The 8,585-nt window shown below is 66.4% G+C and carries 10 protein-coding genes; 4 read left to right on the top strand and 6 right to left on the bottom strand.

Annotated features, from left to right (window positions below; genetic code table 11):
* Both WA317_RS03605 and WA317_RS03610 read right to left on the bottom strand, forming a co-directional pair.
* Positions 1 to 1,581, bottom strand: a 1,581-nt coding sequence (locus WA317_RS03605) for a UvrD-helicase domain-containing protein (RefSeq protein ID WP_425171735.1), incomplete at its 3' end; no start/stop codon positions are given.
* A 118-nt stretch (positions 1,582 to 1,699) separates the two neighbouring features.
* The gene (locus tag WA317_RS03610; RefSeq protein ID WP_425171736.1) at positions 1,700 to 2,122 is read right to left on the bottom strand and encodes an Hsp20/alpha crystallin family protein; all 423 of its coding nucleotides are present in this window, start codon (positions 2,120 to 2,122) and stop codon (positions 1,700 to 1,702) included.
* 207 nt (positions 2,123 to 2,329) lie between these two features.
* Between WA317_RS03610 and WA317_RS03615 the strand changes: the two genes are divergently transcribed.
* From WA317_RS03615 to WA317_RS03625, 3 genes are read left to right on the top strand one after another with little or no spacing between them, the layout of a single operon-like run.
* Entirely contained in the window at positions 2,330 to 2,734 is a 405-nt protein-coding gene (locus tag WA317_RS03615; protein WP_425171742.1) for a MerR family transcriptional regulator, read from the top strand.
* Positions 2,735 to 2,780: 46 nt separating this feature from the next.
* Positions 2,781 to 3,563 (top strand): alpha/beta fold hydrolase, encoded by a 783-nt coding sequence (locus WA317_RS03620; protein WP_425171743.1) that lies wholly within the window; start codon positions 2,781 to 2,783, stop codon positions 3,561 to 3,563.
* Between the two features lie 2 nt (positions 3,564 to 3,565).
* Positions 3,566 to 3,877: an MGMT family protein gene (locus WA317_RS03625; RefSeq protein ID WP_425171737.1), complete on the top strand. Its 312-nt coding sequence runs from the start codon at positions 3,566 to 3,568 to the stop codon at positions 3,875 to 3,877.
* Here the strand turns inward: WA317_RS03625 and WA317_RS03630 are convergent.
* The 3 genes from WA317_RS03630 to WA317_RS03640 form a co-directional block, all read right to left on the bottom strand.
* The gene (locus tag WA317_RS03630; RefSeq protein WP_425171738.1) at positions 3,874 to 4,728 is read right to left on the bottom strand and encodes a TIGR02569 family protein; all 855 of its coding nucleotides are present in this window, start codon (positions 4,726 to 4,728) and stop codon (positions 3,874 to 3,876) included. The two genes, WA317_RS03625 and WA317_RS03630, sit on opposite strands and share 4 nt — an antisense overlap.
* 71 nt (positions 4,729 to 4,799) lie before the next feature.
* Entirely contained in the window at positions 4,800 to 5,978 is a 1,179-nt protein-coding gene (moeZ, locus tag WA317_RS03635; protein WP_425171739.1) for an adenylyltransferase/sulfurtransferase MoeZ, read from the bottom strand.
* A 137-nt stretch (positions 5,979 to 6,115) separates the two neighbouring features.
* Complete coding sequence (locus tag WA317_RS03640) at positions 6,116 to 7,108, bottom strand: DUF3152 domain-containing protein (protein WP_425171744.1); 993 nt, start codon at positions 7,106 to 7,108, stop codon at positions 6,116 to 6,118.
* A gap of 249 nt (positions 7,109 to 7,357) precedes the next feature.
* On the opposite strand from WA317_RS03640, the gene WA317_RS03645 reads away from it, so the two are divergent.
* Positions 7,358 to 8,044: a TetR/AcrR family transcriptional regulator gene (locus WA317_RS03645; RefSeq protein WP_425171740.1), complete on the top strand. Its 687-nt coding sequence runs from the start codon at positions 7,358 to 7,360 to the stop codon at positions 8,042 to 8,044.
* Here the strand turns inward: WA317_RS03645 and WA317_RS03650 are convergent.
* A complete protein-coding gene (locus tag WA317_RS03650; RefSeq protein WP_425171741.1) occupies positions 8,031 to 8,279 on the bottom strand; it encodes a DUF3107 domain-containing protein in 249 nt (82 codons plus the stop codon). The genes WA317_RS03645 and WA317_RS03650 overlap by 14 nt on opposite strands.
* Between the last annotated feature and the right edge of the window lie 306 nt (positions 8,280 to 8,585).

Raw genomic sequence — 8,585 nt, forward strand, 5'->3', positions numbered from 1 at the left:
CCGCTGCCACGCCTGCCACAGCGTGTAACGCGGGTCTCGACCCTGGCGGTGGCTGAGGGCAGCCGCGGCCAAGACAGCGCGCACTCGGCGTACTGGCCGCGCCTGCGCGGGAGGGAGTCGCACCGGCGTATCCGCCGTCAACGCCTTCACCAGGGAATCCTCCGCACTGGTTCGCCCAGCAGCGGATTCGGCGCGGCGCAAAGAGCGGCGAAGCTGTCGAAGCGCAATCGGATCGACCCGGCCGATCGGTCCGGTCAGCAGAGTAAGCGCTTGGTCGCCGTTGAGCCCGTCCGCTGTCGCCGCCAGCACCGTCAGCAGGGTGTGCACCGCGGGGTGTTCCGAGAGCGCCCCGCCGACTGCCGGGATGACAACGGGGACGCCCGTCCTGGCCAGCGCATGCGCCAGCCCGGCGCCGACGCGCGGCATCGACCGCACGATGACCGCCATCTGTGACCACGGCACCCCGTCGACGAGGTGGGCGCGACGCAGTTCGTCGGCGATCAACGTCGCCTCGGCGTGCGCCGATGCCGCCAGTCGCGTCGCCACTGAGCCATATTTGCCGTCGGCTCCGGCTATTTCAGCGCAGGCGACACCCGGAAGCCGCCGCGTTACAGCGTTGACGGCGCACGCGACGGCAGCAGAGCAGCGGTATGACTGCGTCAGGGTGATCACCGGCGAGTCGCCGCCGAGCAACGCGGCAGGCTGGGCGCCGCGGAAGCCGAACACTGCCTGGTTGCGGTCACCGGCGATCAAAGTCAGGTCCGCGCCGGCCGCCAGGACCCGGACCAGACGAGCCGCCTGCGGATCGAGCTGCTGAGCGTCGTCGACGAGAAGTACCCGGATGCGGTGACGTTCAGCGGCCAGCAACGCCGGGTCTGCGGCGAAGGCCTCGAGAGCAGCTCCGACGAGTTCAGCTGCCCCGAGCGCCGGCACCGTCGCCTGCGGGGCCGCCATCCCCACTGCCGATCGCAGCAGCATGACCTGCTCGTACTGCCGGGCGAATCGGCCGGCGGCCGTCCATTCCGGACGTGTGTGCAGCCGGCCCAACCGCTGCAGCTGCATCGGGTCAACGCCACGCTCGGCGCACCGGGTGAGCAGGTCGCGCAGCTCTGCGGCGAAGCCGGCCGTGCCCAGCGCCGGCCGCAGCTGATCGGGCCACTTGGACAGCGGCGCGTCGTGCAGGTCGCCGGCCAGCAGTTCCCGGATGACAGCGTCTTGTTCGGCGCTGGTGATAAGCCGCGGCGGCGGATCGCCTGCGCGTTGAGCGGCCAGCCGCAGCACCGCGAACGCGTAGCTGTGCACGGTGCGCACCAGCGGTTCGCGGACCACGGCGCGGCAGGGCGCGTCGGCTCCTGTCCGCAGCAATTCGGTCGTCAGTGCGGTGCGCGCCTGCATCCGGATCTTGCCGGTGCCGGTGAACAGCAGCACCGACTGCGGATCAACCCCGGCAGCGATCTGGGCCGCCGCGGCGTCGACCAACAGGCTGCTTTTGCCGGTGCCCGGTCCGCCGACGATGCGCAGCAGGCCGCGCACGCTTGGATCGAGCACGGCACTGGCCTCGGCGCCCCAGGGATACGGCATGACGGCATGACACCACGAGGGTCCGACAAGTCCGTTCGCGCTGATCGTCCGTGTGTACGACGCATACCGGCGGCAGCCGATATCGGGCTGCCGCCGGTATGACTATTCCTCCCTTTCGTCAGGCGTTGATTGGGGTGCGTTCACCCTCGTGGCTGATCTCGATGCGACGAGGCTTGGCCCTTTCGGCCACCGGAATCGTGAGCCGCAGGACACCATCGTGGTAGTTCGCCTCGATTCTGTCGGTATCCAGGTTGTCGCCCAGGAAGAGCTGCCGGCTGAACACGCCGCGCGGCCGCTCGGCGGACACCATCTCCCGGCTCTGGTCCAGTGCGGGACGCATTGCCCGCACCGTCAGCACGTTGCGCTCGACGTCGAGGTCAAGCGAATCCGCCTGTACGCCAGGAAGATCGAATTCGACGATGAACTGTTCGCCGTCGCGCCATGCGTCCATCGGCATGACAGCGGGCCGGGCTGCCGTACCGAACACCTGCTGGGTCAAGCGATCGAGGTCGCGGAAGGGGTCTGTACGCATCAGCACCATGTTCCACCTCCAATGAGAGACGATAACTTGTGTCTGTCGACAAAGATAATTATTAGCACCTCAACCGCTTCTCCGCAAGAGGATTCCGCATAGTTTTTCCGCCTGTGGGACAGATGATCTTCGGTAGTAGCAGCATATTTGCGTTGTCACACATGGTATGTTTTGGACAACTGCAACTGAACGCTCACCTGTCGGATGGAGACGCAATTGGCCGGTGACTCCAGCTCGCGATCCGCCCGCGGCGTCTACGGCATTTCGGTGGCATCCGAGCTGTCCGGCCTCGGGCAGCAGACGCTGCGGCTGTATGAGCGTTGGGGGCTGCTGACTCCCTTCCGGACCGCCGGCGGCACCCGCCGCTACAGTGACGACGATCTCGACCGCCTCAAGCAGATCACCGATCTCGTCGATCAAGGCGTCAACCTTGCCGGCATCGCCCGAATCCTCGACCTGGAGACCCGCAACAGCCGACTCGAGTCGGACAACAACCAGTTGCAACTGGACAATGCCAGACTGAAGGCTGATCGACGATCGCCGGCAAGTGGTTTCGGGTCGAAGGCAGGAAGGAAGAGTCCAGAGAATGACGGACGCCGGTCACGTCGTGTCCCGCGTTGACCGCGCCGACGTGACTTTCCAGCCCCGCGAAAACGGCCGTCGACACGTGAGCGGTGGCCTGCATGTGCACCACTATGGCCCGTCAGGACCGGTACGGGTGCTGGCGATTCACGGGCTGACCGGGCACGGACAGCGCTGGCAACGCTTCGCCGCCGAACAGCTACCTGAAATCCCGGTCGCCGCACCGGATCTGCTGGGCCACGGAAGCTCTTCGTGGGCGGCGCCATGGACTATCGACGCCAACGTCGGCGCATTGTCAGCGTTGCTCGAGCAGCAGGCCGAATCTGCAGTGCTGGTGGTCGGGCATTCGTTCGGCGGTGCGGTGGCTCTGCATCTGGCGGCGGCACATCCAGACCTGGTAGCCGCGCTGGTGCTGCTCGATCCGGCGGTCGGGTTGGACGGCGCATGGATGGCCGAGATCGCCGACGCGATGCTGGCTTCACCGGACTACCCGGACGCGGCTGAAGCCCGCGCAGAAAAGGCCACCGGCGCGTGGGCCGACGTCGACCCCGCCGTCCTCGACGACGAACTGCGAGAACACCTTGTCGCAACGCCGGACGGGCGGTACCACTGGCGGGTCAGCCTGCCGGCGATGGTGTCGTATTGGAGCGAGCTCGCTCGCGAACCGGTGCTGCCCGGGCCGGGGACACCGACGACGCTGCTGCGCGCGAAGTGGACGTCGCCGCCCTATGTCAGCGACGAGTTGATCACAAGCATGCAGCAGCGGCTGGGCGCCGACTTCGTGCTGTCGGACGTGGAATGCGACCACATGGTGGCCCAGGCCCGCCCGGCCGAAGTCGGCGCGGCGATACGCGAGCGGTTGACCTGACCGTGGCACCGATCACCGACGAGCAGGTCGAGAAAGTCCGTGCACTGGTCGCCGGTATTCCTGCCGGCCGGGTCGCCACCTACGGCGACATCGCGACTGCCGCAGGCCTATCCAGCCCCCGAGTCGTCGGATGGATCATGCGGACGGACTCGGCGGATCTGCCGTGGCACCGCGTGATCACCGCATCCGGTCGGCCAGCGGCACACCTGACCAGTCGGCAGCTCGAACTGTTGCGCGCTGAAGGGATCCTCGCCGTCGACGGCAGGATCGCGCTGCCCGAGGTCCGCCATCGGTTCTTCATCCGATCGCGCTAAAGAACGAGCCGTACCAAGGCCGCGGTGCGTGCCAGTCCCGGGAAGGCCGCTGCGGTCGACCGCGGGTGCAGTGCGTGCACGGCAAGTCGAAACATCAAAGCGCGCAACAACATCTGCGGCCACTCAGGAAGGGCGTCCCAGCGCTCGATGAGGCCGTCGTCGGCCTCGCCCCAAGACAGCGCATCCACTACCACAACGCCCGCAGCCCAGGACGCGGGCCGCCAGTAGGGCGTGAGGTCGGTGATTCCGGGTGCGGCGGTGCCGGCGAACAGCACCGTTCCATACAGGTCGCCGTGCACCAGCTGATTGGGGCTCTTGGTCGGCTTGCGTAGCGCCGCGAGCTGGTCAATCAGGTCGATCGAGCGCTGGGCCTCCGCCGTCGCCGGTGCCGCGGGCGCGCCCGCCGCCAGCGAGTGCAGTGGGCGCTCCTCCCACGCGGCGCGGTCGGCGGCGATGAAGACGTCGACATCTGCCCACGGTGCCGTCGGGCCCTGGGTGAGGAAGCGAGGACGCTCGAGCTTGCCGGTGGCCTCGTGTAGCCGCACCGCCGCCGAAACCACCTCGTCGTGCCGCGGCTCTGGTGCGCCGGCCACGAATGTGTCGGCCCGCCAGCCGGAGACGACGTAGCGCCCGTCGGTCGAGCGGACCGGCCTGGCCAGTCGGACGCCGTCGACGAACAGGGTCTCCCGCACCCGCGCGGACCAGGCAGCGCGAGCATGGTCCGCGACCAACGACAACACCACTTCGCCGCACCGCCAGCCGCCCTCCCAGTTGCCACCCAGCGGCACCGGCTCAACGTCGCTGAGTCCGAACGCCGCCAGCACATGTTGGGGCGGCGGCTCCAGAGTCACACGGTCAGCGTAACGGTGCCCTACCTGCCCGGCGGGCCGGACACGATTGCCTGCCGGACACGATTAGCCGGCTAGTACATCACCATGTCAGGCTGCACCTGCTTGGCCCACGCGACGATTCCGCCCTGCAGGTGCACCGCATCCGAGAAACCGGCCTTCTTCAAGTCGGCCAGCGCTTCTGCCGATCGCACGCCGGTCTTGCAGTACAGCACCGGGGTGCGGTCCTGCGGCACCTTAGCGAGTGCCTCGCCCGAACTGATCAACGCCTTCGGGATCAGTTGCGCGCCGTCGATGTGGTTGATGTCCCATTCCACCGGCTCGCGCACGTCGATCAAGGTGACGCGCTTGCCGGAATCCAGCAAATCGCGCAGTTCGCGCGGCGTGATCGTCGAATCGGCCGACGCCTCGGCAGCCTCATGAGAAACGACTCCGCAGAACTGCTCATAGTCGATGAGCTCGGTGATCTTCGGTGTAGAGGGGTCTTTGCGGACTACAACACTGCGGTAGCTCATCTCCAGCGCGTCATAGATCAACAGACGCCCCAGCAGCGGTTCGCCGATGCCGGTGAGCAGTTTGACGGCCTCGGTGGCCATCACCGACCCGACAGAAGCGCACAGGATGCCCAGTACGCCGCCCTCCGCGCAGGAGGGAACCATTCCCGGTGGCGGCGGCTCAGGGTAGAGGTCGCGGTAATTGAGGCCCTGGCCGCCGGGCGCGTCCTCCCAGAACACCGAAACCTGGCCTTCGAATCGATAGATCGACCCCCACACATAGGGTTTGCCGGCCAGCACCGCGGCGTCGTTGACCAGATAACGCGTCGCGAAGTTGTCGGTGCCATCCAGGATCAGGTCGTACTGCTCGAACAGGTCAACGGCGTTGTCGGGTTCCAACCTCAACTCATGCAACCGCACCTGCACCAGCGGATTGATCGCAGCGATGGAGTCGCGGGCCGATTCCGCCTTGGACCGGCCGATATCGGCGATGCCGTGGATGATCTGACGTTGCAGATTCGATTCGTCAACGACGTCGAAGTCGACGACGCCGATCGTGCCCACACCGGCGGCGGCAAGGTACAGCAGTGCCGGGGAACCCAACCCGCCGGCGCCGATCACCAGTACCCGCGCGTTCTTGAGCCGCTTCTGACCGTCCACGCCGACGTCAGGGATGATGAGGTGCCGGCTGTAACGCGCGACCTCCTCGCGGGTGAGCTCGGCTGCGGGCTCCACCAGCGGCGGCAACGATGTCGACACCGAAATCTCCTCGATCCGAAGTTTCACGTCCGTCGGCGCCAACCCATCACATCAACTGTCTGCGTCCACGGCAATTGAATAAGTCAACGGCATGCGGCCTGCTTTGCTTCCCCACCCGCGGTACCCGTATCGGGTCGCTATGCAATCGGATAGGGCCAGGGATTGAACCGGCAGGTTTTGCCGTCGGGCTTGACCCATTCCGGGTCGAACTTGGCCTCGTCATTGTCGGCGGTGGAGAAGGTCTGCTGCATCATGATCGGCGCCAGGGCGCCCTGGCTGTCGCACGGCGCGTGCCGCTGGTAGCCGATGGCATGGCCGACCTCGTGGTTGATCAGGTACTGGCGGTAGGAACCGAGGTCACCCTCGAACGGAACCGCTCCGCGCACCCAGCGGGCTTCGTTGATGAAGACCCGCGACTGCGAGCTGGGCCCGAAAGCCGGGTTGTAGCAGGACGTCTCGAGCGGAATCTCGTAGCCGCAGCCCTCGCGCACCGACATTGGCGAGCTGATAGAGATCCGGAAGTCCGGAACGCCGCTGTCGACGCGGATGAATGCGAACTGCGGGTCGTGCGTCCAGCTTTTGGGGTTGACCAGCGTCTGATCGACCATCCGCACAAAAGCGTCATCGCCGCCGAACGCCGAGCTGTCCACACCGTCTTCCACCTCGACGGTGTACTTGAAGATCTTGGCAGTGCCTTGACCTACCTGGGCGGTGGCGCCCGGCACGACGTGCCACGTCTTGTTCCCGGCGGGAGTTATCGGTCCACCCTCCGGCAGCAGGCCGGTGGGGAGATTGGCGTCGAATGCGGTCAACCCACGCGGCGGCGCGTCGACGATGGAAGTGCCCTTGACACCGATAGTCGGCGGCTCCTGCACCGCAGCCTTCGGGGCCGAGGCCGGCGCACTGGTCCCGGTTGCGGTCTGATAGACCACCACCACCGTGAGCACGGCCAGCACCGGCAGCGCGTATGCGCGCCAGCCGTAGGTTGACACGAACCGGCCCAGCCAGGATTGCTTTCGCCACCGGCGGCGGTCCTCCCGATTGGTGCGTGGGCGGCCGTCGGCGCCCCAGGCGAGGGGGTCGCGCTGTGCGCGCAGCGGCTCCCGCCAGTTGTCGCGCAGCACCGGCATTTGTCCGGTGCTGCGCACACGCCGCGGCGGAGAAGTCACGGCTTCCAGGATGGCACAGCTGCCCCTAGCTGCGACTGCCAACGCGCCCGACGGTGGCCGGCAACCGTGCCGTGAGAAAACGCACCGTACCGCAGGGCATGTCAATAACGTCAGGAACGGCTGAGTACAGCGGCCGGGATAGTAATGTCGGACCGACGAGCTGCGCGCGGACGGGCCGCGCGTGCGGCTACGTAGCGGAATGGGGAAATAATGGGCAGCGATCTGGCGAGGACGTCCGCGAGGACCGGCGCCAAACCGCGCAGTGATCGATCGGTGAACACCTCCGGGGCATCAAATCGGCGCGGAAACCGGATGCCACGCAACGAGCGCCGCGGCCAGTTGCTCTTCGCCGCCAGCGAAATCTTCGTCGACCGCGGTTACCACGCGGCAGGCATGGATGAGATCGCCGAGCGCGCAGGTGTGAGCAAACCCGTCCTCTACCAACACTTCACCAGCAAGCTCGAGTTGTATCTGGCGGTGTTGGCACGGCACGTCGATAATCTCGTCTCCGGGGTTCGGCAGGCGTTACGCACCACCACCGACAACCGGCAACGGTTGCGCGCTGCGGTGCAGGCGTTCTTCGACTTCATCGAGCACGACGGCCAGGGCTACCGGCTGATTTTCGAGAACGACAACGTCACCGAGCCACAGGTCTCCGCGCAAGTGCGGGTGGCTACCGAAGCGTGCATCGACGCGGTGTTCGATCTGATCAGCGCGGATTCCGGGCTCGACCCGCACCGCGCCAGAATGATCGCGGTGGGTCTGGTGGGTGTCAGCGTCGACTGCGCCCGGTACTGGCTGGACAGCGATCGTCCGATCTCGAAGGAAGACGCCGTGGACGGCACCGTTTACTTCGCCTGGGGCGGTCTGTCACACGTGCCGCTTACCCGGTCTTAGCAGACTCCGCGCTGATACCGAAGCCGACGCGTCGCGCGTCGGCCTGGCCGATCTCCACAAAAGCGATTTTTGCGCCGTTAATCAAAAAGCGACGACCTCGCTCGTCGGTGAGGCTCAGTAGTCCGGTGTCACTGGCGAACGCCGCAGCAACCTGCTCTTCGACCTCCGCGGGCGTCTGCGGGCTGTTGAACACCAGTTCACGCGGGCTGTCCGTGATACCGATCTTGACCTCCACGCCGGGTCCTTCCGTTCGACTTCACTCGCGGGCTTCTCAGCAAGCAGGCTAATGGACGTTGTGACGGTGCATCTCCACCAGCCGCTCGCCGTAAGCGAACAGACCGTCGGCGGTAGCAGTGCACCTCCGACACGCCCCAATCAGAGCTGCGTCTCACTTGCCACATCTATAACATCGGCATCATCAGTATCAGGAATCACTCCGACTCAGACGTCGTCGACTACCCCGACGACGACATGTACCCCGACGTCGACGACCACGCCGACGCGCCCTACCACCGCTGGCGCCCGATGGCCCTCGTCGCCG

The sequence above is a fragment of the Mycobacterium sp. genome (genome assembly GCF_049802695.1).
In the GTDB taxonomy this organism is placed as follows: Bacteria; Actinomycetota; Actinomycetes; order Mycobacteriales; family Mycobacteriaceae; genus Mycobacterium.

Excerpts from the sequence above, each read along its gene's own strand:
- WA317_RS03610 (WP_425171736.1), bottom strand. The coding sequence starts at position 2,122 with ATGGTGCTGATGCGTACAGACCCCTTCCGCGACCTCGATCGCTTGACC.
- WA317_RS03640 (WP_425171744.1), bottom strand. The coding sequence starts at position 7,108 with ATGCCGGTGCTGCGCGACAACTGGCGGGAGCCGCTGCGCGCACAGCGC.
- WA317_RS03645 (WP_425171740.1), top strand. The coding sequence starts at position 7,358 with ATGGGCAGCGATCTGGCGAGGACGTCCGCGAGGACCGGCGCCAAACCG.